The 25,529-nt window shown below is 44.8% G+C and carries 20 protein-coding genes; 12 read left to right on the plus strand and 8 right to left on the minus strand.

What is annotated here, in order from left to right; translation table 11 throughout:
* Nucleotides 1–468 precede the first annotated feature (468 nt).
* The 6 genes from C7Y69_RS02560 (at nucleotide 469) to C7Y69_RS02585 (ending at nucleotide 6,757) form a co-directional block, all read left to right on the plus strand.
* On the plus strand, nucleotides 469–1,068 hold the full coding sequence (locus tag C7Y69_RS02560; protein WP_126871712.1) for a PepSY-associated TM helix domain-containing protein: 600 nt from the start codon (nucleotides 469–471) through the stop codon (nucleotides 1,066–1,068).
* 36 nt (nucleotides 1,069–1,104) lie between these two features.
* Nucleotides 1,105–1,638 (plus strand): DUF2271 domain-containing protein, encoded by a 534-nt coding sequence (locus tag C7Y69_RS02565; RefSeq protein WP_126871713.1) that lies wholly within the window; start codon nucleotides 1,105–1,107, stop codon nucleotides 1,636–1,638.
* 16 nt (nucleotides 1,639–1,654) lie between these two features.
* Complete coding sequence (locus C7Y69_RS02570) at nucleotides 1,655–2,488, plus strand: DUF4198 domain-containing protein (protein ID WP_126871714.1); 834 nt, start codon at nucleotides 1,655–1,657, stop codon at nucleotides 2,486–2,488.
* Between the two features lie 34 nt (nucleotides 2,489–2,522).
* On the plus strand, nucleotides 2,523–4,079 hold the full coding sequence (locus tag C7Y69_RS02575; RefSeq protein WP_126871715.1) for an NADPH cytochrome P450 oxidoreductase family protein: 1,557 nt from the start codon (nucleotides 2,523–2,525) through the stop codon (nucleotides 4,077–4,079).
* 234 nt (nucleotides 4,080–4,313) lie between these two features.
* On the plus strand, nucleotides 4,314–5,498 hold the full coding sequence (locus C7Y69_RS02580; protein WP_126871716.1) for a hydroxymethylglutaryl-CoA reductase: 1,185 nt from the start codon (nucleotides 4,314–4,316) through the stop codon (nucleotides 5,496–5,498).
* Nucleotides 5,499–5,617: 119 nt separating this feature from the next.
* A complete protein-coding gene (locus tag C7Y69_RS02585; RefSeq protein ID WP_126871717.1) occupies nucleotides 5,618–6,757 on the plus strand; it encodes an alpha/beta hydrolase in 1,140 nt (379 codons plus the stop codon).
* A 51-nt stretch (nucleotides 6,758–6,808) separates the two neighbouring features.
* On the opposite strand, the gene C7Y69_RS02590 is transcribed toward C7Y69_RS02585, so the two are convergent.
* Both C7Y69_RS02590 and C7Y69_RS02595 read right to left on the minus strand, forming a co-directional pair.
* Nucleotides 6,809–8,377, minus strand: coding sequence for a sodium:solute symporter (locus tag C7Y69_RS02590; RefSeq protein ID WP_126871718.1), 1,569 nt, complete (start codon nucleotides 8,375–8,377; stop codon nucleotides 6,809–6,811).
* Nucleotides 8,378–8,615: 238 nt separating this feature from the next.
* Nucleotides 8,616–9,134, minus strand: a complete 519-nt coding sequence (locus tag C7Y69_RS02595) for a hypothetical protein (protein ID WP_126871719.1) — start codon at nucleotides 9,132–9,134, stop codon at nucleotides 8,616–8,618.
* 337 nt (nucleotides 9,135–9,471) lie between these two features.
* On the opposite strand from C7Y69_RS02595, the gene C7Y69_RS02600 reads away from it, so the two are divergent.
* The 3 genes from C7Y69_RS02600 (at nucleotide 9,472) to C7Y69_RS02610 (ending at nucleotide 13,965) form a co-directional block, all read left to right on the plus strand.
* Nucleotides 9,472–11,160 carry a carbon starvation protein A gene (locus tag C7Y69_RS02600; protein ID WP_013786318.1) on the plus strand — a complete coding sequence of 563 codons (1,689 nt, stop codon included), beginning with the start codon at nucleotides 9,472–9,474 and terminating at the stop codon, nucleotides 11,158–11,160.
* A gap of 307 nt (nucleotides 11,161–11,467) precedes the next feature.
* Complete coding sequence (locus C7Y69_RS02605; protein WP_013786317.1) at nucleotides 11,468–12,703, plus strand: SO_0444 family Cu/Zn efflux transporter; 1,236 nt, start codon at nucleotides 11,468–11,470, stop codon at nucleotides 12,701–12,703.
* A gap of 158 nt (nucleotides 12,704–12,861) precedes the next feature.
* Entirely contained in the window at nucleotides 12,862–13,965 is a 1,104-nt protein-coding gene (locus tag C7Y69_RS02610) for a CNNM domain-containing protein (protein WP_126871720.1), read from the plus strand.
* 6 nt (nucleotides 13,966–13,971) lie between these two features.
* On the opposite strand, the gene C7Y69_RS02615 is transcribed toward C7Y69_RS02610, so the two are convergent.
* The 6 genes from C7Y69_RS02615 to pdsR form a co-directional block, all read right to left on the minus strand.
* Complete coding sequence (locus tag C7Y69_RS02615; RefSeq protein ID WP_013786315.1) at nucleotides 13,972–15,192, minus strand: hypothetical protein; 1,221 nt, start codon at nucleotides 15,190–15,192, stop codon at nucleotides 13,972–13,974.
* The gene (locus tag C7Y69_RS02620) at nucleotides 15,192–15,872 is read right to left on the minus strand and encodes a methylamine utilization protein (protein ID WP_260563413.1); all 681 of its coding nucleotides are present in this window, start codon (nucleotides 15,870–15,872) and stop codon (nucleotides 15,192–15,194) included. The genes C7Y69_RS02615 and C7Y69_RS02620 overlap by 1 nt, the downstream gene beginning before the upstream one ends.
* A gap of 275 nt (nucleotides 15,873–16,147) precedes the next feature.
* The gene (locus C7Y69_RS02625; protein WP_013786313.1) at nucleotides 16,148–16,828 is read right to left on the minus strand and encodes a Fe2+-dependent dioxygenase; all 681 of its coding nucleotides are present in this window, start codon (nucleotides 16,826–16,828) and stop codon (nucleotides 16,148–16,150) included.
* A 25-nt stretch (nucleotides 16,829–16,853) separates the two neighbouring features.
* Nucleotides 16,854–19,148 (minus strand): TonB-dependent receptor, encoded by a 2,295-nt coding sequence (locus C7Y69_RS02630; protein WP_013786312.1) that lies wholly within the window; start codon nucleotides 19,146–19,148, stop codon nucleotides 16,854–16,856.
* Between the two features lie 195 nt (nucleotides 19,149–19,343).
* Entirely contained in the window at nucleotides 19,344–21,566 is a 2,223-nt protein-coding gene (gene pdsS / locus C7Y69_RS02635) for a proteobacterial dedicated sortase system histidine kinase (protein ID WP_013786311.1), read from the minus strand.
* Nucleotides 21,567–21,578: 12 nt separating this feature from the next.
* A complete protein-coding gene (gene pdsR, locus C7Y69_RS02640; RefSeq protein WP_013786310.1) occupies nucleotides 21,579–22,268 on the minus strand; it encodes a proteobacterial dedicated sortase system response regulator in 690 nt (229 codons plus the stop codon).
* An 832-nt stretch (nucleotides 22,269–23,100) separates the two neighbouring features.
* Here pdsR and C7Y69_RS02645 point away from each other — a divergent pair.
* The 3 genes from C7Y69_RS02645 to C7Y69_RS02655 are packed head-to-tail and all read left to right on the plus strand — an operon-like array spanning nucleotide 23,101 to nucleotide 25,516.
* Nucleotides 23,101–24,021: an ABC transporter ATP-binding protein gene (locus C7Y69_RS02645; RefSeq protein ID WP_126871722.1), complete on the plus strand. Its 921-nt coding sequence runs from the start codon at nucleotides 23,101–23,103 to the stop codon at nucleotides 24,019–24,021.
* A gap of 2 nt (nucleotides 24,022–24,023) precedes the next feature.
* The gene (locus tag C7Y69_RS02650) at nucleotides 24,024–24,836 is read left to right on the plus strand and encodes an ABC transporter permease (RefSeq protein WP_126871723.1); all 813 of its coding nucleotides are present in this window, start codon (nucleotides 24,024–24,026) and stop codon (nucleotides 24,834–24,836) included.
* A complete protein-coding gene (locus tag C7Y69_RS02655) occupies nucleotides 24,836–25,516 on the plus strand; it encodes a tRNA (guanine(46)-N(7))-methyltransferase TrmB (RefSeq protein ID WP_126871724.1) in 681 nt (226 codons plus the stop codon). The genes C7Y69_RS02650 and C7Y69_RS02655 overlap by 1 nt, the downstream gene beginning before the upstream one ends.
* Nucleotides 25,517–25,529: the final 13 nt, after the last annotated feature.

Genomic DNA, 25,529 nt, shown 5'->3' on the forward strand with positions numbered 1-25,529 from the left:
GCCGCCTCTGACAACACAGTAGACTGTTGTTGGTAGGGTAAAGGTCACGGCGTAAACCCATCCATGGGGCCTTCGCTACGGCATCTATGCTGTAGAGAGTTTCCGAGGCGCACGAAGTCCTTCCTTCTAAACGTGCCATCGTACTCAGATAGTGATTAATCCCATCAGAAACGCGGCGTGAATCGATCAATGGAGCCTGTGCAGCTGCATCTATGCTGTGGGAGGTTGTAGATGGGGGATACTCCCTCTCTTGTAAATGCCAGCATCTACTATTGGTATAGTTGGGGATAACCCATCCATGAGGCCTCAGCCAAAGCACTTATACTGTCAAGAAGGTCATAACGGCAGGCCCATGTATCTGACAAATACGAGAATAAATCTCATTTGCATTGAGTCGCTGCGTAAAATCTGTATTATCTATCGCCTCGAAAGATTAAATAGCCATGAATAAGGAATAGCAAAACATTTATGCGCTTCTCATTAGGCAGTATTAGACAATGGCATTGGATAAGTGGGGCGTGGTGTCTTGTCGGCATATTACTGTTTTCCTTAACGGGTATAACCCTTAATCACGCTGCAGATATTCCTGCCAATAAAAAAGTGACTGAAATAGAAGCTACGTTGCCTGCATCTATAATAGATGACTTTGTGGCGTTGCCAGAGGGTGACGCTGTTATTCCTGATGTCTTGGTGGATTTCGTATCTGATAAGTATGGTGTTGCTATCCCTATTTCGGTGGTGGGTGAATGGGACGGTATTGAATATTATGCGTCGTGGCCTGGTCCGGGTACAGATAGTTGGGTGGCTGTAGATAGTGAACTTAAAATGGTCACTTTTGAAAGCGTGGATAGAGGATGGATTTCGTATTTCAACGATCTGCACAAAGGTAGAAATACGGGAGTAGTGTGGCCTTGGTTTATCGATATTTTTGCTGTTGCCTGCATTATTTTTAGTGTCACGGGTTTGCAGTTACTTATGCGACATGCACCCAGTAGAGCTTCAACTTGGCCTGTAACTGTTCTGGGCGTATTAATCCCATTTGTCATTTTGCTGTTATTTGTACATTAGCGGTTTTGGGGCGTGAACTTGAAAAGGAGTGAAAAAATGAAAGTGCGAAATGGTCTTGCGATAGCGTCTGGTGCGCTAGGGCTTATGTTAGCCTCGTCAGTCTCTATGGCTGCGCAGTCAGTAACGCTTGATATAGCCTTACCTCAGCTAGATGTGGCTGAGTATCATAAACCGTACGTGGCTGTATGGATTGAAAACAATAAGCGTAAATCGACTCAAGTGGCGGTGTGGTATGACGTCGATATGCGTGAGCACGAAGGTAAAGAGTGGCTTAAAGATCTTAGACAATGGTGGCGTCGTGGTGGTAGAAGTTTAGATTTACCTTTCGACGGTTTAACCAGCGCGACGAAAGGTCCTGGTACGCACCTCATCGATACTCAACTTAATAGCGCCTTAGCGAAGTTGAGTGACGGAGATTATACCCTTCGAGTAGAAGCATCACGTGAAGTGGGCGGCAGAGAAGTATTGTCTATTCCATTTAGTCTCCCTTTATCAGCGAAAATACTCCCCGTTACGGTGGAAGGCAAATCAGAAATTGGGCGCGTTTCATTGCGTCTGGAAGATGAATAAACTCTCAGAGAACATTATGAAAAAATTATCAATTACTACATCATTCGTTGCAATAGCCGCAACATTAGCAGTGTCATTTTCTGCCAGCGCTCACCGCGCATGGGTATTACCAAGTTCAACTGTACTATCGGGTGAGGAAGCGTACGTAACATTTGATGCCGCTATCTCAAATACTATCTTTCACCCAGATCATTTCGCAATGAATACTGACGACTTAGTCGTGACTGCACCAAACGGCGAAACAAAAGAGACTGAAAATAGCGCCCGTGGGAAATATCGCACCACTTTCGATGTAAAGCTGGAGCAGGAAGGCACTTATAAGATCACGTCTTTCAGTTCTGGTATACGTGCCTTTTGGAAAGATGACGAGGGTAAGCGCAAAATGTGGCCTGGTCGTGGTGAAGCTTATGTGGCTGAAGAGTTTGCTACATCAGTACCGAAAGAGGCAACAGATTTACGTATTACCCAAGGCTCTCGTCGAGTGGAAACCTTTGTAACCCTTGGTGAGCCTTCAGAAAAGGTATTTACACCAACTAACGAAGGCTTAGAGCTTATCCCAGTAACTCACCCGAATGATTTGTTTGCTACTGAAGCCGCTACCTTTACTTTGCTTATCGACGGCGAACCAGCAGTGGGTGCAGAGGTTGAAGTTGTTCGTGGTGGTATGCGTTACAGAAATGACCAAGAAACGATTTCGGTAACATCTAATGACGAAGGGCAGTTTGAAGTTACTTGGCCACAAGCAGGCATGTATTTTATCGAAATTGGTTATAAAGATGATAAAGCTGAAAAGCCAGCAACGGTAAGAACGGGAAGTTACTCAGGTACTTTCGAAGTGCTACCGCTATAAGCTTAAGCATTTACTGAGATACTTTAAAAGTACCATGACTGAAACTCACCGTTTACTTATTGCACTATCTAGCATCACGCTTTATGTGTTGTGGGTAGCGGTGATTTTTTATAGGAATAGGAAAAAGCGCTCCGTCACCGATCCTCTAACATACAATACACATGTAAATAGCCGCGATAGTAAAAATCAAACCCTTATTGTTTATGCCAGCCAAACCGGCACCGCAGAAAAGATTGCGCGGGCTAAAGCTGCAGCACTGGCTGAGCATGAAACGATTACTTTGGTTTCCATGGCGTCGTTAAACCTTTCGATGCTCGGCAATGTATCAAAGGCGCTGTTTGTAGTTAGCACTTATGGTGAGGGTGAGCCGCCAGATGCAGGCACTCGCTTTTATCATGCTTTGCAGCGAGCCAAAAAGAGTGGGGCCACACCTTTATCGAACTTGTCATACGAAGTTATCGGTTTGGGAAGTCGGGAATACAAACAGTTTTGCCGTTTTGCAGTGGCTCTTTATGAGAACGTAAGCTTACTGGGCGGCACGCCATTAACATCACTCACCACATTAGATAGTGGAAAAGGTGAACATTTAGTCCATCTTGATTCTTTAGCGACTGAATTATCTGAACAAATGCAACCTTGGGTATTAGAACACCGCAAACAGCTCAATCAAGACGATACCCGTGGTTTATATGCAATAACCTTAAAGCAGCCGCCATCAGCCCGTGAGGCTGGTAAAGTGCCACTAACTTGGGAAGCGGGGGATATCATTGATATCTACCCTGACATGACGCAAGGGTACCTTTCTTTACAAGAGCCCTCGAGCCGGAACTTAAAAGAGCCCTCGAGCCGGAACTTAAGAGAGCCTTCGAGCGAGAACTTAAAAGAGCTCTCGAGCGGACACTTAAAAGAACCCTCGAGCGGGCACCCAAGAAAACGAATAGGACGTTCGTACACCATTGCGTCGGCACCGCAAGAAAATGACTTGAAGCTGATAGTAAGAGAAGTACGAAAAGAGCATGGTGAACTAGGCTATGGCTCTGGTTTTTTAACGAGCAAATTGCCGATGAACCAGCCTGTTTATGCGCAAATACGTAAAAACACGAATGCGGTTATCACCGATACGCAGTGTCCATTAGTGCTTATAGCGGCCGGAAGCGGTATTGCAGGCGTTAGAGCGCAACTTGCTAAACGAGCCATGCTTAAAGATGGCGGCCCAGTGTGGATTTTTTACGGTGAACGAAGCCCAGAAAAAGATGACATTTTGCCCAAAGCACTATCTCCTTTTCACAATGCATCGTGTATTCATAAACGCTCTGTGATTTTTTCAAAGCCTTCTTTAGAGCCAAATATTGCACCAAATCAATATGTACAACACTTGATAGTAGAACAAGCTGATGCTTTGAAAGTATTCCTAGGTGTTAATGATAGTAGCGGTGTGAATTTTGAGGCTCGTCGCAACGCGCAAATTTATGTGTGCGGTCATTTTGAAGGAATGGGTAAGGGGGTTGATGCTGCCTTACAGGATGTACTTGGTAAACAGTACTACAGTATGCTTGTCGATAAAGGTCGTTATCACAGAGATCTTTATTAAAACTAAAAATCCGCTTATCACCGTCAACATCTCCTATGCGTTTATAACTATTAAAAGTTTACCTCCAAAATATACCTCCAAAATATGCCAGCCAATTGCGTCTTTAATAAACGCGTTACGAAAGTGTAGATAATACTATTGCGGATAGCTATGAGTAAAAATACACAGGGTTGATTGGTATAGAAGCATAAGGCATAACATAATGAGTTAACATTAAATTAACAAGCAAGTGTTATGGCTAAGATCCCACGAAGCAAATCCAATGACCAGAACTCCAGTGAGTACAGCACAGAGATGGCGGCAACTCGGCGTCAATTCGTGAAAGAAAAAACTGGCGCTGAAATGAATCATGTCGGTACATTTTCAATCGAGCCAGATACTTTGCCGGGCAATATAGAGCACTTCACCGGTGTCGCCCAAGTGCCTATTGGGTTAGCAGGTCCATTGATCATCGAGGGTGTAGATGCTCACGGGGAGTTTTATGTTCCAATGGCAACTACCGAAGGGACGCTAGTTGCCAGTTATAACAGGGGGATGCGGTTAACTGCTGAATCGGGGGGCGTTAAAACTACCGTTATTGATGATGCCATGCAGCGGGCTCCCGTATTTGTATTTGAAGATGCGCGCGCTGCACTAGCTTTCGGGAAGTGGGTAACTGACAACTTCGAACTAATTAAAGCCAAAGCAGAAGAAACGACTTCGGTAGGTAAGCTGCGTGATATCGAGCAGTATGCCGTATCAAAAATGCGTTGGTTACGTTTTAACTTTACCTGTGGCGATGCGGCAGGGCAGAACATGGTTAGCAAGGCCACGCGACATGCTTGCCAATGGATGCAAGCGCAACACATAGCTGGGCTTGAACACTTTGCCCTATCGGGTAATTTAGATACCGACAAAAAACACTCTTTTGTGAATTCGCTACATACCCGAGGTAAGCGCGTGGTGGCCGAGGCCACTATTCCTGCTGATTTAATGAAATCATTAATGCATTGCTCGCCTGAAGCGCTATTCAAGCAACGCCAGTTGTCTAACATGGGGGCATTTGTGGCAGGCAGCGTGAGCAATGGAGCCCACTTTGCCAATGGGATTACCGCACTGTTTATAGCCTGCGGCCAAGATGTCGCAAATGTAGCCGAATCATCAGCAGGGTATACCTACAGTGAAATTACGCCGAATGGCGATTATTATTTTTCTATTACTATCCCTTCACTCGTCGTAGCATCTTATGGCGGCGGTACAGGGTTAGCTACGCAGCGAGAGTGCTTAGAAACGCTAGGGTGTTATGGCAAAGGTGGCGTGAATAAGTTGGCTGAGATCATTGCTGCTACTGTATTATGCGGCGAGCTATCGTTAGGTGCGGCGGTAGTGGCAGATGAGTGGGTATCCAGTCATGATGAATATGGTCGCAATCGCCCATAGCTTTTTTCGTGCAAGCCACTCGCGTAACTATTAATAATAGTGATTATTGTTGAAAAGTAACAATATACGGGTGAGTCTATCGGTTATAACAATCTTGATAATATAAAAGCGTTTTACGCATGAACCTACTTACCTTTTCCTTCGCCTTTTTCATTTTGGTGGTATCAATGACCTTTTCGGCTTCTACATCTGGGGCTTCTACCCACAACACTGATACGGCCAGTGCGAGTAAACAAAAGGCCGATACAGTCAAAATCTCTAATGAATCTCCGTTAACCGTGCCAGCTAAAACGTTACCGCTGCCAAGTGCTTCAAGCGATGAACTTAAAAGCGCGATTTCTCAATACCCCATGCCGTCAGTTGATGAAGTCATTAACAACACGCCTCAATCTATAGAGCAGTGGCGTGAATTGATTCAAATAAGAAATGCAGATCAGAAAAAGAAAATCAAAAAAATGCGCAAGCAGTTTGATGTTGATGTGTCTTTGGAAAAAATTAATGGCGTACCGGTCAGGCGACTTACGCCAAAGACCATTGCCCCTGAATTTAAAAACAAGGTATTTATTGACGTACACGGTGGCGCTTACGTGTTTTTTTCCGGGCTGCCCAGCATAGAAGAAAGCTTGTTAATTGCCCATAGAGTGGGTATTACAGTGATTAGTATCGATTATAGCATGCCACCTCATGCGCCATTTCCAGCAGCACTTAACGATGTAGTGTCGGTTTATAGCAGCGTGGCTGCAGAACATGGCGCACAGAATCTTTTTATAGGTGGCACATCTGCAGGAGCAGGTTTAGTGCTTGCTGCCGTGCAAACGCTTATTGCTGACAAGCAACCGTTGCCAGCAGCAGTGTATGCGGGCACCCCTTGGGCTGATTTGACGAAAACCGGCGATACCCTTTATACCAATGAAGGTGTTGATCGTATTTTGGTGACATACCAAGGGTTTTTGGAAGCAGCGGCTAATCTATATGCTGGAAGCGAAAGCTTAACCCACTCCTCTATTTCCCCTCTTTATGGCAATTTTGATGGCTTCCCGCCTACGTTTTTAATATCTGGCACGCGAGATATGTTTCTAAGCGATACGGTGCGGGTGAATCGTAAGCTACGTGATGCACAAGTACGCACCCAGTTAGAGGTTTTCGAAGGGTTATCCCATGCCGATTACGTTGTTGCTTATGAAACCCCAGAATCTCACTCTGTATACCAAGAGCTTAAGCAATTTCTACTAAGCGTGTGTACTAAAAGTAGCGACTAACCGCCGATAATGACAGATAGCAACATAAACAGCCCGACATAGGTCGTGTCGTTATTGACTAAGCATCACAGGTAATGCGATACAAATACCAATCAGCACAACACACCAAGTAATGAGTGCCGCTATATTGGTTTTAGTGAGTACATCCTGGCGGGTGTTAATAAAGGGCTGTTTAACCTTTTTGTGACTAAGCCAATACACTCCCAGTGAAACACCAAGCGCGGTTGAAAAACCAATCACGTTCCACCAAAACCAAAATACATCTGGTTGGGCTAGCCACAGATAGATGTTTAAAAGCACGCCAGCAATAAGCCCAGTATTCACCTGCTTTGCCGAAAGGTGTTTTGTGCACACGCCTAGAAAGAATGTCGCAAGAATAGGCCCGTAACATACAGAGCCAATCTTATTGATGGCCTCAATAATAGTAGGGGCAATATCATCTACCACAAAGGACAAACCCAACGTAAGCAAACCCCAAAACATGCCAACATACTTAGCAACCTGAAGGGTACTCTCTGGTGACAGTGTTTTGCCCGCAACTCGACAATAATCTTCAACAGATACCGCCGCTAAGCTATTAATTGCTGAACTTAAAGAGGACATGGCCGCGGCTAAAATGGCTACTAACAACAAACCTAAAATTCCGTTTGGAAGGTAGTTAACTATAAAGATAGGCATCAGCCAATCGGGTTGGTCGTCAGGAATTTGAGCAAGAAATTCTGGGGTGGTCAGCGCTAATGTGCCAATGATTAACCCTGCAAAGCAGTAAATTAACGTGATAGGGAAACGTAAGAAGCTGGCAGCCATGATAATTTTCTTCAAATCAGCTAGGCTCTTGGCCGACAGCGAACGCTGGGCTTCTGATTGGTCGCAGCCGTAATACGAAGCGTATAACACGATGCCACCAAAAATCATGGGCAGCAGGCCGAAACCTTCACCATCAAACCCATAAGATGCGGTGTTTAATGTAGAGAGTCGTTCTGGCTGAACTTGCTCAAGAAAGCTTGTCCAACCGCCTATGTGATATAGCCCAAAGCCCAAACACACCAACGCCCCTGCGACTATCAATACCATTTGCACGGCGTCACCATACACAACGGCTTTCATGCCACCTTGTAAGGAGTAAATGAGGGTTATAACCCCAATTAACAGCACGCTTTGCCAGAACGCTAAGCCCATGGTGCTTTGCAGTATGATAGAAATCGCATAAATCATGACGGCGGTGGCAAAAGAACGGCTTATTTGAAACACCACGCTAATGAGCACCCGAGAAGAGCGGCCAAAGCGTTGCTCTAAAAAGTCATAGACGCTGACTACGCCTGAGCGATACAAGGTAGGCAAGATAAAATAGAGTAGGGCTAGCATGGCAAGGGGAAGGGCAAGCTCGTATGACAACCAAATAAGGCCACCATTTTCTCTTAGCCCCACAAAAGCAGGGGCCGAAATAAAGCTAACTGCAGATAGCTGCGTGGCCATAATGGAAAGGGAGAGAGGCTTCCAGCCCAGCTGCCGATTAGCAAGAAAGTAATCTTTTTTACTCACCTGTTTTCGAAACACAAACCCCATGATTAACAAACCCACGAGGTAGATAGCCACTACTGTGAAATCGACAAAGTTCATACACGCTCACCGTGCAGATGCGCTGCTACCTTTGAAGTGCGTTGTAACTCGAGTAAAGCCGAAGTGAGAGCACCTAATACAAGCGTGCTTACAGCGAAAAGATGGTTATAGTGGCGCGGCATAAATCTTCCCTGATAGTGAGCGTACGAGATCGTTACTATTCAGATACGTTACCACAGGGTTCAAGCATGTGCTAAAAAGTGTTCGAACCACACCACAGCGGTTCGAACACGTGAAGTTATGAGCCGAACATCACCACAAGTACAGCCACTACTGCACCTAATCCCGCTATTTTAAGCCCATTTTTATACATAGGCAGCTTAGGCATAAACATCAAAAATGCAGAGATGACGAAAAACAAAAGCGCAACGCCAAAGCTAATGTTCAACCAGAATAATGGGCTGTTATTCGTCGCCTTGTGAAGCTTAACCATTTTTGCCAGCACAAGAGGGTAGTCTTTACGAGTAATAGTAGCGACACCGTCTGTTTTGTTGTAGCTGCCCATATTTAACACAACTTGGCTGTCATTCTCTTCAACTACCTTTAAACCTTTTACCTTAATCTTCGAAGCTACCTGTTTTCCGTTCAAGTCTAGAGACAACTGACGAACTTCAGTTTTATCGAATTTCAGGAAATCGGTGGGGCGAAAAATGAGTAACACGCCACTGATAGCATAGATTGCCATTATGCCTGCTAAGAAAAAGCCTAACCATCGGTGATATTTACGGACGGCCATATGAAATTTTGGTGATGCCATAACTGCTTATTAATAGAATTATTTATTGATGAGCCTTTATAAACGAGACTGAGCGGTATTTGAAGGGTGTAGGTAAGATTAACGCTATATTTAGCAGCTATTTTCTTTAAGCCTGCTATTTTTGTTGTAAATGATTGGTAAAAGCCACAAAACTAGCATGGTACGAGCAGTGTAAAAAAGCTGCTACCACAATAGACTTTGGTCTAATATGGCGACGTGAAAAAGTAAATAATGTTTTAATGTTTAAATAAGCGTTTTTTAACGACAGAAAAGCGTTGTATATGCGTTCAAAAAAGAAATTGAATAATGCGGTGCAACATCGACACAGGACAATAATATGCAGTCAATAGCCATAGTATTACTCGGGATCGTGGGCATGCTCCTCGGGTGGTTCGTTTACTCGAAATTTATTGCCACGAAAATATTTAAACTAGACGATAACTTCACTACGCCTGCTCACGAGCTGCAGGATGGTAAAGATTTTGTACCTACTAATAAAGTGGTGCTCTGGGGGCATCACTTTACGTCAGTTGCTGGGGCTGCGCCAATTGTAGGGCCAGCTATCGCTGTGTACTGGGGCTGGGTGCCTGCCGTACTTTGGGTTATTTTCGGTACCATATTGTTTGCAGGTGTGCATGATATGGGGGCCTTGTGGGCGAGTGCGCGTCACAAGGGTAAATCGATGGGAGCTTTGTCTGAAAGTGTTATCGGCAAGCGTTCTCGTTCATTGTTTATGATTGTTATCTTTTTAGTACTGTTAATGGTTAATGCCGTGTTTGGCGTGGTGATAGCAAACTCGTTTGTCTCTCAGCCTAATGCGGTTTTCCCAGCCTGGACAGCCATTGCCGTAGCGCTTGTTATTGGCCAGCTATTAAAACGTAACTTTGGTTTAATTCCTCTTTGCCTTGTGGGTATCGTGGTGCTTTACGCCTCGGTTTATGCTGGTAGCTATATCCCGATTAGCTTGCCTGAAACCATGTTCGGTTTAGCTGACAAAGCGAACTGGATCGTTATCCTGTTTATTTACGCTGCCATTGCGTCTTTATTACCCGTGTGGATGTTGCTTCAACCCCGTGACTTTATTAACGGTATGCAGCTGTTGGTTGGCCTATTTTTACTTTATGGCGCGGTCTTCTTTGCTATGCCAGACATTACAGCGCCAGCTTTCAATACACAGACGGCCATGGACTCTCCTAGCTTAATTCCCTTATTGTTCGTCACTATAGCCTGCGGTGCAGTGTCAGGCTTTCATGGTATTGTGGCTTCAGGCACCAGCTCAAAGCAGTTAGACAAGGAAACTGATGTACGCTTCGTGGGTTATTTAGGGGCGATCGGTGAAGGTTCTTTGGCGTTAATTACCATTGTTGCGGTTAGTGGTGTGGCGTTTGCGGCCTCTCCAGAAGAGTGGCATGAAGTCTACAGTCACTTAGGTGCAGGTAGCGTAGGTGCGTTTATTAGCGGCGGCGCGGCGCTTATTCATCAAGGGTGGGGGCTGCAGGAAGCTTTCTCATCAACCATACTGGCGGTAATGGTCGTGTTGTTCGCGGGCACAACTATGGATTCTGGTGTTCGTCTTCAGCGCTACATTATTCAAGAGTGGGGCGATATTTATAAATTGTCAGCACTTAAAAATGGTGTGGTCGCCACTTTCTTAGCGGTTGCTTGTTGCTTACTGCTAGCGTTCGGCGCAGGTGGTTCTTCAGGCGGTGGCGGTATGATCATTTGGCCGCTGTTTGGCTCTACAAACCAAATACTGGCTAGTCTTACCTTGTTGGTTATTTCAGTCATGCTGATTAAGATGGGAAGACCAGCCCGTTACACATTAATACCCATGGTATTCGTTTTGGTCATGGCTTTCTTTGCTGGGCTAATTAAACTTAAAGAATATTATCTTGCTGAAAATTACCTATTAGTTTTCCTAGATGCTGTGGTGCTAGTGGTGTCTGTGTTGGTGATGCTCGAAGCATGGTCTGTTGTGGCTAAACTTCGTAGCGGACATCAAGACGAAGTGGGCGAGAAGGAATAGCAACAGCGGTAAAAATAGTAGCTAGCCGCTATCACAACATTGTTGAGCGCTAGCTTTATACAAAGCCGACGTAGAGCGTTATTCTCTGCGTCGGCTTTTTTGTAGGCAATCGGGTTATTCGATGAGGTGGATTACTTCTCGTTCATTCACGGTAGGCGCGTAAATTTGCTATCATACGCATTCGCCTGATTTGGTAGATTTACCGCCAAGTAAATTGGCACATTAAGCTGGAAGTCGGATAGCAAGTCGGCAAAGCAAATCAGCATGTGAAAAATATAAATGTTCAACGCGGTTCGTTTGGAGTGGTATGACTGACCTAATGCTATTAGTGCAAAATTTCATCAGCCTATTTATGGAGTCTGCTCCGTGGCTGTTACTTGGCCTGCTGGTGGCGGGTATTATGCACGAATTAGTGCCGGTCAGCTTTTTAGAGCGCCACATGGGAAGCAGCTCAACCGCCTCTATCACGAAAGCCGCGGTAATAGGTGCTCCATTACCTTTATGTTCTTGTGGCGTTATTCCCGCTGCGATAGGGCTGCGTAGAAGTGGCGCCTCTAAACCATCGACAATTTCATTTCTAGTTTCTACGCCTGAAACAGGGGTTGACAGTGTTTCTGTTTCTTACGCATTACTAGGCCCCCTGTACGCCATCGTTAGGCCAATAGCCGCTATTGCTAGCGCAATCTATGCTGGTCTTATGGTGAGATGGTTTGATGGCGCTAAGTCTCAGAAACCGGCACATTCACATACTCACTCTCATAAAGGCTCTCATCAGCACCCACATAAACACGCGGGCAGTGTATCTTGCTGTTCAAGTGAATCCTCTGTAGCTCCAGAGCAAGAAGAAGCCGCATCGTTGGATAAAGCGCAAACGAGTTGTTGTGCTAGTGAAAAGCCAACCACACGTTGTTGCGATGGCACGGCCACTACTCAGGGTGAATCAGTAAAACAAGCAAACAAACTTACCCAAGTGCTTCGTTATGCCTCGGGTAAATTGCTGGAAGATATTGTGGTATGGCTACTTATTGGCCTAGCCTTAGCCGCAGCCATCAAAACTTGGGTACCAACAGACTTTCTCACTCAATGGGGTGATGGGGTTATCGCTATGTTGGTCATGGCCATCATTGGCATTCCTATGTATATTTGCGCCACGGCATCTACGCCGCTTGCAGTGGGTTTTTTAGCTGCTGGGTTATCTCCTGGCGCGGTGCTGGTATTTCTCATGGCAGGGCCGGCTACTAATGTTTCTACCATGGGCATGATCAAACAAGAAATGGGTTTTAGAACCCTGTGTTTGTATTTGTTTAGTGTAATCACAGCCAGTATTGGGTTTGGCTATTTGCTTAATTACGCGGTGTCAGCATTGTCATTAGAAGGCTTAATTCATATGGAAAGCCAACTACACAGTCATGGTGCTAACATTCAAGCGCTCTATGCAGCGTGCGCTATTCTTCTTGCTGCACTAATGGCTCGATTGGGCGTTAAAAAAGTCAATGCTAGGTTGGCACAGCGTGAAGAAAACCATCAAGACTGTTGTGGTTAACACAAAGGTAATAATGGTTAGGTAATTTAGTATATGGATACCTGTATTTATGAGTAAATTACTCGGTATTCGTATTTAATTCACCTGCGCTCTTGTAAGTCCGGTTAAGGCTTGCATAATGGTCGTTTGCTTCATACTCCGATTATCGGAAAGGACTCATGTTTTTACTCATCGTTTATGTATTGATTGCCTTGGGCTTCTCTTTTTTATGCTCAATTGCTGAGGCAGTCATATTAAGTGTGTCCTCAGCCTATATCTCTGTTTTAGAAAAAGAGAATCGGCCTAGCGGCATATTGCTACGAAAGCAAACCGATAATATCAATACGCCGCTATCGGCAATTCTAACGTTGAATACCATTGCGCATACCATGGGTGCTGCTGGTGCGGGTGCACAGGCTGCTAGTGTGTTTGGCGAAGCATATTTAGGTGTGATTTCAGCGGTATTAACGCTGCTTATCTTGGTTTTTTCTGAAATAATTCCTAAAACCGTCGGTGCAACCTATTGGCGTGGATTAGCGCCAGTGACAGCCTATTTCCTCAAGTATCTAATTATAATTCTTAAACCTTTTGTGGTGATGTCTGAATTGCTTACCCGTGGTTTTAAAGATGACAGCCCACTTCGAGGGTTAAGTCGCGGAGAACTTCACGCCATGGCCGAGCTATCAGGTCAAGAAGGGCAGTTGGCCAACCACGAGGCGGTATTTTTACAAAGCTTGTTAAGCTTGCACGAATTAAAAGTAAAAGATGCCATAACACATCGTACAGTGTTGTTTTCAGTGGCAGAGTCGATGACGGTAGAAGTGTTTTTCCATAAACACGCGCATATTGAGTATTCACGAATTCCTGTTTATGAAGACAAAGATTCGGAAAACATCACCGGTTATGTCATGCGTTCAGATTTGCTTGTGGCGCAAGCGCGCGGGAATACCGATAAACCATTGTCAGAATATGCTAAAGACATGGTGACCATATTAGGCTCTATGCCTTTGTCGATAACCTTCGACCATTTTATCGATAAACATGTTCATATGCTTTTAGTGGTAGATGAGTATGGCGGGTTGGAAGGGGTGATTACTCTTGAAGATTTGCTAGAGCGCTTGCTGGGCGTAGATATTATTGATGAAAAAGACACAACGGTAAGTATGCGCAGATTGGCGAAAATGATGACGCGCCGCAAAGAACGAATGATGGTCAAAAACGTACCCGATGAGTCGCTCGATAAGTCGCTCGATAAGTCTAAATCTAATGGTAACGATGATTAGTTCTGTTCAGTCGATGCGGTAGGTAACTGCGAGCTGAAGCAGGTTTTCGTGGAAGGTTTCACTAGATACCGATGTAGCGTTTAAAAATCGTAGATTTTCTTGGCGGCCTCGATTCACTTGCCACTCGGCTGATATTGCTATTTTCGAGCTCATAGCATAAGTGTAATTAACGGTAATGGCTTCCCCTCTACTGTTGTTGGGGTCATCTATGGTGCTGTCGTTATCTATCACTTGATACCAATCTAAACGTGTAGAAAGTTGATGTGCTTCATGGGTATACGTTGCAGCAATGTAGGCCGCGTAAAAGTCGTTATTAACAATGTCTTCCCCCATCAAAGTGTCACCTATCAGCCCTTGCCCGAAAAAGGTGACATTGCGGTTACGCATATGACGAAGGGTTAATGCGTGAAATCGCGTGCGCCATGCGTATATTTTGTCAGGGTCGAAAATGAGTGGATTGGCGCGGTTGTCGTAATAATAATAACGTAACTCTGAACGGCGCTTATGGGCTAAATGCGCCCCCACGTAATAACCTGTTTTCGTATCAATTTCACGAAAGGGGTCTGTCCATGCTGGAGCACCGATCCCCGCTTCCGATACCACGCCAGGAATAGGAGTGAATTTTACTCTATCATTGTTCAGCGATTGCCTGTCGTGCAGCGCAAAGCCGCGCCATGATAACAAGGTGCCTGTGGTGTCGTTACCCTTAAATAGGCTCCCTATTACTTTCCATGACCAGTCACGTCTAACTTGCCTTCCGTTTTGTCTTAAGCTTGCCTCTACACCAAACGTTCTAAGCTCTTCGCCTATCCAGCTGTTAATGGCTGAATTAGATAAAAAGTGTGGTGACAGCCACCCCATGTCGGTGTTTTCAGCAGAAATTGCAGGGTAGAAAAAGCCGAGCTTAACTTCTGGTTTAATGGTGGATGCAGTGAGTGGTCGGTATTGAGTATAGAGTTGGCTAACCCCGAGTTTTTGTTCTCCATCGCTATATCCATTGGCCACAGCATGAAACTGCCAATTATCGCTTAACACTTTATTATACGCTAGCACCGCTTGAGATAACGCAACTGCGTTATTTTCAAAGCGCTGGTGGGAGGCGCCATTTGTTTGAAATGTGTCAGCATTATCTGCTGAAAGAATACTACCTCTAAGCAACAACCTTGTATCTGAAAAAGCGTGAAAATTGATGAAGCAAAAAACAACGAAAATACAACGGCTCAGCATTAATAATCACCGAAACCATCATCAAAATCATCATCGCTTGCTATCACTTTCGATAACGTTAGCGTGAAGTTTTTATCGCTGTTCAACTCAATTTCAGTTTCAATAAAGGGCGTTTCGTTTGGCGCGTTAGGGTGCCAAAACTCAACACTGTATTTGCCAGTGGGAAGTGAGATGTCAGCATTTCCGTCATCTGCGGTTTTTAAAAAATAAGGGCTATCAGCAATAACGATGTAACCTAGCATCCAATCGTGAATGTTGCAGCCAATATCCACAATTCCAGCTTGCTCAAAGAACAATGGTTCGGCAGTAAATTCTTTGTAGAGCTTTAGCTCAAACTGCTTGGTGGGTGAAAAAGAATAAACATGATGGAACACGTTATCGGCGTTAGGGAAGGTAACTTCTGTGTTCTTTTGTACTACAAGTACATGAGGGGCAAACTGCTTATTGATTTGATTCATAATCGCAGTTTTAGGTGTTGATTCTGCTTCTGAGTGGTTAGTTTCTGTGCTGGGTAAATCAAATAAGGGGGTGAAGATAACAACGCCGTCTTTAACCGGGGACTGCTCGGCGTCTAATAGCGTTATTGATGCGGTTACATTATTTGCTAGCGCATTAAATGGCGCCAGCATTGCAATAAAAGCTACAGAGGCAAGAGCGGCTAGCACAGCAAGCTTATTCACGTTTTTCGCCACGCGCTTAATCCAGCAAGTGTTAGGTGTAAAAAAGCACGTTCCACACATTATTTCATTCATCTAAGAGTAACCCTATCTTTTGCTAAAAGCTTTTTTTTCAGTCATATAGAGACCGGAGGTAAAGCTGGTTTATTTCACAGTATTCTAAGCGTCACATGTTAATGAGTTAGGAAAACGCTCAATAAAATACTATTGGCAAGATCGACACAGTCAAAACATACCTACAAGAATAACCTTGCGCAACGGGTAAGGTTTTGTCCAGTTTACACGATGGAGAATTTTCTAATGAGGTTGTGGTATACGTGATGAAGTTTATCGAGTTCTTCTCTGTTGGCTTTACCGCCTTGCACCAAAGACTGAATGCTTTGGTCTAGCTCATACAAGCTTTCACGAATAGTTTGGTCGCTAATCATGCTTTGCATCCACGTAATAGCGGCAATTCTCTCGCCGCGAGTTACCGGAGTAACCTTATGTAAACTTGAGGAAGGGTAGAGTACAGCGCTACCTAGGTTACCTTTGACTTTCTGCTCGCCGAACCCAGTCTGAATAACTAACTCTCCGCCTTCGTAATCGCTTGGGCTAGATAAAAACACCGTCATCGACATATCGCTACGCAAAACATCGGGGGTATTGGGAATGCGCATGATTGCGGCATCTACATGATAGCCGTAGGTTTGTGATTCACTGTAACGGTTGAAACAAGGAGGGAAAATGCGCTGAGGTAGCGCAGCAGAGACTACTTGCGGGTGGTTGCCGAGGCTTGCCAACAAGTTGTTGGCAAGGGCTTGAACCGTAGCGTGCTGCGCATCAGCTTGACCATTATTTTTAACCCCTGCTGCCATGCCCATTGCGGTCGCTTTTCCATCGTTAAATGGTACATCGGCTAAAGCAGCCCGATATTGCTCTACTTGGTCAGCGTCTAGTAGGTTATCAATAATGATCATTTTTTGCGTTTCTCTTTAAACTAACTTAGAACTCGTAGTTTACCGTACCGGTTACGTTACGGCCGTCACCAATGTACATGAAGGCACCAGAGCGATAAGCGGCAGTCCAGTATTCTTCATCGAACAAGTTACCGATATTAACACGGAACGTTAGTTTTTCAGACGCGTAGTAGTTCGCAAACAAGTTAAATACTTGATAGTCAGGAACGACAATTGAGTATTCACCCGTATCAGCATCGTAACCTGCCGCAGTGTCAGGTTGGCCACCAAACATTTCAGACTTGTACGTATAGTCACCACCAAAAGCGAACTTTTCATTGGGTTGATAACGCAGTTGTAAGTAGAAGCTTTCGTCAGCAAAGTTACTTAATGTAAGACCAATGTTAGATTCTGTGAATGAATCTAGTACTTCTGAGTCCATGAAGGCGGCTGAGGCTTGAACACTAAACTTCTCAGTAATATCACCGCTAACACCAAACTCAACACCTTCAACGCGGTTTTCACCCGTGTTTAATGTACCAATGGTTGAGTAGTCATCTTCACCGATACTTTCATGTACATCGCTTTTTGTAATACGGAAGATTGATGCATTTGCCATCAATTTTTCATCAAATAGCATCCATTTTGTGCCAATTTCGATGTTTTCAACATGCTCTGGATCAGCTTGCGCAGCTTGCTCAGGCGTACCACATAGTCCACCGTAACCACAGTTTGCGCCTAGGTCAGACTCGCCGCCATTAATGTTCGTTGCTGTGCTGTAAGAGGCGTAAACATTACCGTGTTCAGTAATGTCATATACTAAACCTAAGTGCCCGTTAAACAACTCATCAGAAAACTCATAAAGGTCGCTACTAGTTTGGTTGCTATAGTCGTAGCTATCCATACGTAGGCCAAAGAACACGTCTAACTTATCGGTTAACGCAAAGGTATCCATGGCGTAAATGGCATAGGTTTCAATATCGAAAAGGGCATCTTCATCACCACGTTCAATGGTTCTGTCCATTAATGACCCGATGTTATCGATAAGGTTTCCATCACCATCAAGGATACAATAGCTTTGTGATACGCCACGACGACCACCAATTGCACAGTTAGTATTTAGGTTTTCAATATCAAAAACACCGTTATCAACCGATTCATCGCTGTACTCAAAACCAAATACTAAACGGTGATCTAAGCCTGCAAATGACGTGTCCCAGAAAAGGTTAAATTGAGTCGTGAAGTAATCTACTTCTTGCCAGCCTTGGTGCGTGCTAAGTCGAAGTGTATCTACACCTGGTGCTGTTTCATCAGAATCATCACGGGTTGTTGCACTCATACCGGTCGTTACGTATTCGTTTTCAGTGTTACCTGCACGAGTCGCGTTATAAAAACGAACATTGTCGCTAATTTCGTATTCGGTACGGAAGGTAAAAGTGGTGACTTCTGAGTTTTGGAAGTCGTCATCTTGTGCATAAACAGGAATATCTTCTAACGGATAACCCGCGTCACGATCGTAGTAGCTCCCTAAGTCAGGCTTATCTTCTGCATTAAGGTAATAAACATCACCAATGAAAGACAGTCTGTCGTTAGGGTTTAGTACATAAGAAAGCTGAACACCATCACGTCCACGTTCAATGCCTTCGCGACCCGGCTTGTCTTCTTGAGACGTAAGTGCATTAACACGAATTGCACTGTTTTCCGTTAAGGTCTTATTCAAATCTACCGTTAAGCGCGTGTGCTCATCGGTACCAATGGCGGCATCAACACGACCAAAGTTATAGCTAGTAGAGGCTTTTTTCGTAATGCTGTTTACCGCACCGCCTGATGAACCGCGGCCAGCAAATGTTGAACTTGGGCCTTTAGTAATTTCAACACGTTCGGTGGCGAAACTTTCACGGGTAGTCATACCTGGGTCACGCAAACCATCAACAAAAACATCGCTGCGTGCTTCGTGGCCACGTATTACATAGCGATCACCAAAAGCATTACCATTCTCACCTGTACCAAGAGTTACACCGGCTTGCGCAGCAAGAATATCTTTAAGGTCAGTTTTACCACTTTCTTGAATTTGGTCTTGTGTAAGAACACTAATGGTTTGTGGTGTATCAACAAGGTCGGCTAAACGACGCGGGTCGCCAGACTTGTCATAGCGATAGATAGACTGCTGAACACCATGGATGCGAATTAGCTCAATTTCGTCTTGTTGCGCTTTACACTCCGCTTCGGTTTTATCTTTACAGATTTCAGTTTCTTGAGTTTGTGCAATTGCAGCGCCGTGTCCGAAAGCTAAGGCCGCAGCAATGGTTTGTGCACCCATCGTTAACGTTTTATTTTTCATTGTGTGTGTATTCCCTGTGTGTGTTTAGGAATCGAAGTGTATTCAAGTAGTAAATGAATGTAAATACTAATGAGAACAATTCTCACCCGTAATTTATTTTAGAGGTTTTTTAGAAAAACTTAAAGGACTGCGTTAAAAGGGGATATAACAGCAAAGGGACGGTGGTTTTCAAACCACCTCAAATAGCGTAGCGCATCAGATCTTTGGGAAGTTAACGGAAACAATCACTCCGCGTTTGTCATCTCGGTTGGCCAGGGCGAGCGTACCTTGATGAAAAGCGACAATAATGTCAGCGATATAAAGCCCCAAACCTAGATGTGGTGAACCTGCTGATTGCGCCGCCTCAGACTCAGGGCGAACCGATACCATTGATTGTACGAGTTGTTTTTTCATGCCTTCGGGCAATAGGGGCCCAGGGTTGCTCACAGTGAGGACAATTCTTTTGTCTTTGGTATAAACGGCTACATCTATGATGTCGTCGGGTTGACTAAAATCGACCGCGTTAGAAATAATTTTATCAAACATTTGCGCGATAAGGTCGGGGGCGCCCTTTAGCATCGCTGTGTCTTGTGAACAAGATAGTGAAAACTGCCTGTCTGTATAAGCATGTTGATACCCACCCACGCAGCCTTTAATTACGTCAATCATATTGAACGTGGTCACCTCTTCCTGCGCAATGGCTTGTTCTAATCGTGTGGCTTCACTCATGGCATTTAAAATAGAACTTAACCGGCTTATACCGGATTGGGCACGTTGAACGAAAACATCTTGTTGCGTATTCGCCTGAGCGCTAACTTGAGATAACGCATCAAGAGATGACTTCACTACGGCTATTGGGGTTCTAAGTTCATGGGAAAGCCGAGAAGCCATGTTCTCTAAATAGGAGTTATATTGCTGTAGTCGCAATAAAACATCAGAAAACGCTCGTGAAAGATCGCCAATTTCATCACCCTCTTTGGCAATAGGTAGTTTGCCTACAATTTTACCGTTAGCATCAATAATTGCCTCGGTGTTGTCTCGAAGCCGCCTAATACGATTTGATATTCTGCTAGCGAAAAGCAATAAACCTAGCGTGCCCAGTAACATTACTGCCAAAATAACGTGGAATAGCTGCTCTAAAGCCCGGTTTCTTAATGTGCGTATACCGTTAGTGGTTTGCTCCACCACCACTGCGCCCATTACCGCGCCCTCAATAAAGATAGGGTAAGCAGCAGACACTACCACGGCTTTGTTATCTGGCGTTAAGCGCCATAATGAATCCGGTTGACCATTAAGGGCTAAGCCTATATCTCGGCCAGCCAACGCATAAGCATCCTCTAGTTCATCCACAAAATCAGCCGGTGGCTTAGTGAGAATATGGTAATATAAGGGCAGTAGCCAATGGGTTTCTACCCAGCGCCATACCGGGTTTTCGCTTGCTTCTCTTTTGGCAGTATTTAGCCCTGAGGCCGTTTGTATATCGCCTGCTCGTGCCAATACCCGCTTGTGATTATCTATCACCCATACGCGTGAGTCGGCATATTTTAGCCCTGCTAATATGCGCTCAATTTCAGGTGACGGGGTTACCACCGTACCTAGTTCATCAATGTTGTTGGTGTTAGCGGTGCCAATGGCGTAGCGTTTTTGCCTAGTTACAGGGTCGTCCACATCGACAATGGCAAAGGCGAGAGCGCCAGAGGTCATGGAAAGGGGAAAGCGAAGTTCAATATTGTAGCCAGTAGCGGTTTCTTGCCAGCGACCTTGAATACTTAACGCATTTTCCACCGCGCGATTTGTTGTGCCCGATTCTGCTAATTTAAACGCATTTACCCAGCCACTTTCGTAAGGGGCTACTACGTATCGTGCTAATTGACCTGCTGGGGTTTGCATACCAATAAGTAAATGGTCACCCCGCTCCACACTTAAACTATTTGCCTGTCGCCATAACAAGGCGTCGTCACTAACGTTGAACATGGCATAGAGGAACTGATCGTATCGGCCTACCATATGCTCGAATGAGAGGCTAATCGCTTTATCTGTGCCTTTGTTCACGCTAGCTGCGCCCTGGTTTTCGTCGTTAGTATGAAGGTTAGTAAAGCGCTCAACAATTTCATTAGCGCCATAGTGGGTAAGCAAGTCGTCAACTTGTTGCCAATCGTTTAGTTCACCGTCAAGCTGAATAGGATAAGGAATGGGCGGGGCGTATAAATCAGTGCCCGGGCGTACGTCTTTTAAATAGGCAGACTCGCTGTCGAATAACGCAGGGCGTTCATGCAGCGCTGTTGCTACCGCCCTCGCCGTACCTATCATGGTTTGCTCTTGACCTGTGCGAAGGTATTGCTCTAGCTCCCATACGTAATTATAGCCAAGGTAGGGAATGGCAAAAAAGAACAGCGACAACACAAGCAGCTGTAAGCGTATGGAGAACCTTAACCGCATATTAGCAATACCCTACAACTGCCATCGATATCCCATACCGTAAACGGTATCTATGTGGTCGAATTGTGGGTCTAATTGAATGAATTTTTTACGCATACGTTTTATATGAGAAGTAATGGTGGTGTCGTCTACTACCATGCGCGACTCATCCATTAATTGTTGTCTGCTTTTAACGTGGCCTGGGTGTTTAATCAGCGCGTGTAGCATCCAAAATTCTGTCACTGTCAGGGCGACAGGTTCGCCGCTCCAACTTACTGTCATACGAGAGGCATCCACTTTTAACTCGCCTATACGAAGCTCGTCTTTTTGCTTGACAGGGGCTGACATTAAATCGCTTCGTCTGAAAAGCGCGGCGATACGGGCAAGTAGGTGAGCCATGCTGATATCTTTAGTTAAGTAGTCGTCAGCACCCATGCGAAGCCCGCTAATGGTATCTACGTCGTTGTCTCTGGCGGTAAAAAAGATTATAGGCAAGGTGGGCGACAAACCTCGCAACTGCTGACATAGCAAAAAACCGCCCTCCATTTCTTCTTTTAGACCAATATCAATGATGGCTAAATCTGGCAATGCTTCGTTAAACGCCTGAGTTGCCGAGGGTCGGTCTTCAAACGCATTAACCTTGTAGCCTTGCGCTCTTAGGGCAACAAGGTAGTTTTCTCTTATAGCGGCATCATCTTCTACTAGCGCAATTGTTTTAGGCATGGGATCTACTCTCAATCATTCTTGGCACTACTATACCTTGGCAAAAGCGCGCGTGCCTGAGTTCGACGCAAATTCCATAAAGTCGCCCGCTTTTCGCCATATTTGCCATTAAACAAAATAGCTTTTCCATTATTGTGCCCTGATATTGCCTTGTCTGCTTGGTTAACTATACCTGTGCTTGGGAAGACAGATTGACTCAAGTATGACTCACTTTGGTACGCCAACCCCTTGCACTGTGCCTAACCCCCAACTAGGTGCAGTGCTTTTTTATACCTCCCACCGTCGGTTCCGTCTTCTTTATCTCGTTCTCTTCTTATTTTTGCTTGGCCGCGAAAGTCCTTAGCACCCTGAATCGTCTGTGAAACAGTCGGTAAAAGACAGGGCAGAAATGTTCAATATCGATAAAAGAATGCATTGAGGCTTCAATAAAAAAATCGACAAAAACAGTAAAATAATCGGCAAGATAAGGAGAGTGGCAGGCAGATGGGATAATAAGTGTGACATAATTACCCCCTTTTATATTTCGTCTTTGAATTAGTGATAGCATGAGTGAAATGGGTGTTGAATACCCCTATTACGGCAAGGGTTGAATTACTAGCATATGCCAGCACTATGCTTAAAACACGCTTACGGTAGGTATACCGTCATAGTATTACCGTTGCCGGTGTATTATGGCAGATGGGTAGTCACGTCAACTGGCGGCAAACTGATTTAATAGATTATTTGATTTACAGGGCCCTCGAATTACAGGGCGCTCGATTTACAAAGCACTCGATTTACAAAGCACTCCATTTACGGAGGCATCAAATTACGAGCAACTTACGGGTAGCACATGAAAGCGTTGGATATATCAGGCTTAACCAAAACGTATAAAGGTGGCGTACAGGCACTTAAAGGCGTAGATCTCACTGTTGATAAAGGGGACTTTTTCGCTTTACTTGGGCCGAATGGCGCGGGTAAATCTACCACTATCGGTATTATCAGTTCTTTGGTTAATCAAACCGATGGCAAGGTATCGATTTTTGGTTACGACCTTCATACCCAAAAAGAGCAAGCCAAAGCATGTATTGGCCTAGTGCCACAGGAATTCAACTTCAATCAGTTTGAAACCGTGATGCAAATTGTGCTCAACCAAGCGGGTTATTATGGCGTGCCCCGAAATATTGCGAAAGAGCGGGCTCAGAAGTATTTAGCTCAGCTCGATTTATGGGAAAAACGCGATGCCAGAGCTCGCGAATTATCAGGTGGCATGAAACGCAGGCTAATGATTGCCCGCGCTCTTATGCACGAGCCTCGTTTATTAATACTTGATGAACCAACCGCTGGCGTAGATATAGAAATCCGTCGTTCAATGTGGGGCTTCTTAGAAGAGATTAACCGCCAAGGTATTACCATTATCTTAACGACACACTACCTAGAAGAAGCAGAAATGCTGTGCCGCAACATTGCCATTATTAACAAAGGCACCATTGTGGAAAACACCAGCATGAAGGCTTTATTGTCGAAGTTGAACACAGAAACCTTCGTACTGGACATTAACCTTGGTCAGCAAAAGCCGCTTTTGACAGGTTACGAAAGCCGTTTACTTGACGACCATACTTTGGAAGTCGATGTGGAAAAGGCAGAAGGGTTAAACCCTGTTTTTGCTCAATTAACCGAGCAGGGGGTACAAGTACTGAGTATGCGTAATAAATCAAACCGATTAGAAGAGTTGTTTGTGCGTTTGGTTGAAACGGCAAAGGCAGAGGGTTGAACATGAATTCACAAGCAAACACACAGTCGGAAGAAAAGATTGGCTGGTTCAAGCAAAACTATGTGGCGCTAACCACTATTTGGATAAAAGAGTGCACTCGCTTTTTACGCATTTGGATCCAAACCTTAGTGCCGCCCGCTATTACCATGAGTTTGTATTTCGTGATTTTCGGCAGCCTCATCGGTAACCGAATAGGCGAAATGGGCGGCTTTTCTTACATGGAGTTTATTGTTCCAGGTTTGATCATGATGTCGGTTATCACCAACTCATACGCAAATGTCTCGTCGTCTTTTTTCAGTGCGAAATTTCAGCGAAATATTGAAGAGTTATTGGTTTCTCCCGTGCCCACGTCAGTGATCATTCTAGGCTTTGTTGGGGGCGGTGTAGCAAGGGCTGTGCTAATTGGCATTATTGTTACTTTGGTATCGCTGTTCTTTGTTGATGTGCAAATACATCATATCGGTATCATTATTCTTACCGTACTACTGACCTCATCATTGTTTTCAACGGCAGGGCTAATTAACGCCATTTTTGCAAAAACTTTCGATGATATTAGTGTTGTACCCACCTTCGTATTAACGCCGTTAACCTACCTTGGCGGCGTATTCTATTCACTTAGCTTATTACCAGAGTTTTGGCAGTGGGTGAGCAAGGCCAACCCTGTTGTGTATATGGTGAATGGTTTCCGCTACGGGTTCTTAGGTGTTTCAGATGTTGACGTTACCTTATCGTTAGCACTACTAGTGGGCTTTAATATTGTGCTGTTCGCTGTTGCTTATTACCTACTGAAAACAGGCAAAGGAATACGTAGCTAATGGCTAGCGGCAACTCCCGAAGCATCACAACGAATCAAGAAGGTGTGCACGAAAAGCTCGATGATTTAGTAAAGCGTTATAAGTCGTCTGAAAATCAGCGCCCCATTGGCGAGCATACGCAGCTCGCCTTCAATGAAGCAACCGAATGGCTTGACGGGTTTACCGGCGATATTATTTTAGACTCTTGCTGTGGCGTGGGTGAAAGCACAGCAAATATTGCTAAAGCGAACCCTGATTGCCGTGTTATTGGCTTAGATAAATCGGCGCAGCGGGTGGACAAACATCAGCATTATTCAGCGGGGCAAGATAATTATCGGGTTATTCGCGCCGATGTGAATGACTTTTGGCGTTTGGTTAATAGGGCAAATTGGAAGGTAAGCCAGCATTGCTTGTTCTATCCAAACCCTTATCCGAAGAAAACCCAGGTGCAAAAGCGCTGGCATGGTAGTGCTGCCATGGCCGATTTAATGGCGATCACTCCGAATATTGAAGTGCGTAGTAATTGGTTGGTTTACTTAATGGAGTTTGCTCAAGCTGCTACGCATTACGGCTTGGTGTCGAATTTAACTGAAATTACGTCTGATAATGCCATGACCCCATTTGAACGCAAATATCGCGCTAGCGGCCAACACTGCTGGTCGCTTAATTGCTATTCAGAAGAGGCCGATGGCGGGGCGTAGAATAGTTGAGAAC

Origin of the sequence: Alteromonas sp. KS69, assembly GCF_003989595.1 — a bacterium.
In the GTDB taxonomy this organism is placed as follows: domain Bacteria; phylum Pseudomonadota; class Gammaproteobacteria; order Enterobacterales; family Alteromonadaceae; genus Alteromonas; species Alteromonas naphthalenivorans.